Consider the following 1727-nt stretch of genomic DNA (forward strand, 5'->3'; position numbering starts at 1 on the left):
ACCAGCGCGCCGTACACCCACGAAGCGCAGGGCGACGACGTCTACAAAGACGCCGGCGAAATCGAGTTGGGCGTGAAGTCGGCAGCAGACATCGATGGCCGTGCCTTCGAGAACCTGCAGCTGGGCGATGCGGCCTCGGTCAAAGTGACGGATACCACTGACGATGTCATCGCCAAGCTGACCGCCACCCCTTCGGTCACTGAGGGCGGCGAGATCACCTATACCGTCACCCTGACCAACAAAGACGGCCTGCCGATCGACAACCATGCGCCGTTGTATTTCACCCTGAGTGACGGCAAAACGGTCATCACCGTGCCGGCCAATAGCACCACCGGTTTCACCACGGTGATCGCGCCGGACAACGTCTACGTCGGTACCAATGACGCGGTGGTCAAGTCGATCGCCAATGTCAGCGGCGCAGACGCCTGGAAGTTCGAAAACCTGGTTCTGGACAAGACCCCAGTTAGCACCACCGTGACCGACGAACCTGGCTCGGGCACTCCGGGCGCTGGCAACGAAGGCGACGTGGTCAAAGTCACCATCACCGCCGACCAAATCTCGGTCGCCGAGAACGTCAAACCGACCTTCACTGTTCACATCAATACCGCGCTGGCCCACGACCTGGTCGTGACCCTGAGCAACAACGCGGTTGTGGTGATCGAGGCCGGCAAGACTTCGAGCGAGCCGTATACCCACGACGCACAAGGCGACGACGTCTACAAAGACGCCGGTGAAATCGAGCTGGGCATCAAATCCGCCGTCGATGTTGACGGTCGTGCCTTCGAGAACCTGCAGCTGGGTGATGCCGCGTCGGTCAAAGTCACTGACACCACTGACGACGTGGTGGCCAAGCTGTCCGCGACCCCTTCGGTCTCCGAAGGTGGTGAAATCACTTACACCATCACCTTGACCAACAAAGATGGTCTGCCGATCGATAACCACGCGCCGTTGTACTTCACCCTGAGTGACGGCAAAACGGTCATTACCGTCGCGGCCAATAGCACCACCGGCTTCGCTACCGTCACCGCGCCGGACAACGTCTACGTTGGTACCAACGACGCGGTGGTCAAGTCGATTGCCAATGTCAGCGGCGCAGACGCCTGGAAGTTCGAGAACCTGGTTCTGGACAAGACCCCAGTCAGCACCACCGTGACCGACGAGCCAGGCTCGGGTACTCCAGGCGCTGGCAACGAAGGCGATCTGGTCAAGGTCACCATCACCGCCGATCAGGTATCGGTGGCTGAAAACGTCAAACCGACCTTCACCGTTCACATCAACACCGCCCTGGCTCACGACTTGGTCGTGACCCTGAGCAACAACGCTACCGTCACCATCAAGGCCGGTGAAACCAGCGCGCCTTACACCCACGAGGCACAGGGCGACGACGTCTACAAAGACGCCGGTGAAATCGAGTTGGGCGTGAAGTCGGCAGCAGACATCGATGGCCGTGCCTTCGAAAACCTGCAGTTGGGCGATGCGGCGTCGGTCAAAGTCACCGACACCACGGATGACGTGGTGGCCAAGCTGACCGCTACGCCTTCGGTTACCGAAGGTGGTGCGATCACCTACACCATCACCCTGACCAACAAAGATGGTCTGCCGATCGATAAACACTCGGCGCTGACCTTCACCCTGAGCGATGGCACCACCGTCATTACTGTGCCGGCCAACAGCACCAGCGGTTTCACCACCGTGACTGCCCCGGACAACGTTTACGTTGGTACCAA

At 59.9% G+C, this 1727-nt stretch carries 1 protein-coding gene; it reads left to right on the forward strand.

The window, feature by feature from the left end; genetic code table 11:
- The coding region (locus D886_RS28405) for an immunoglobulin-like domain-containing protein (RefSeq protein WP_033694283.1) at nucleotides 1–1727 on the forward strand (1727 nt) is incomplete at both ends.

The sequence above is a fragment of the Pseudomonas sp. LAIL14HWK12:I7 genome (assembly GCF_000483465.1).
Taxonomy (GTDB): Bacteria; Pseudomonadota; Gammaproteobacteria; order Pseudomonadales; family Pseudomonadaceae; genus Aquipseudomonas; species Aquipseudomonas kermanshahensis.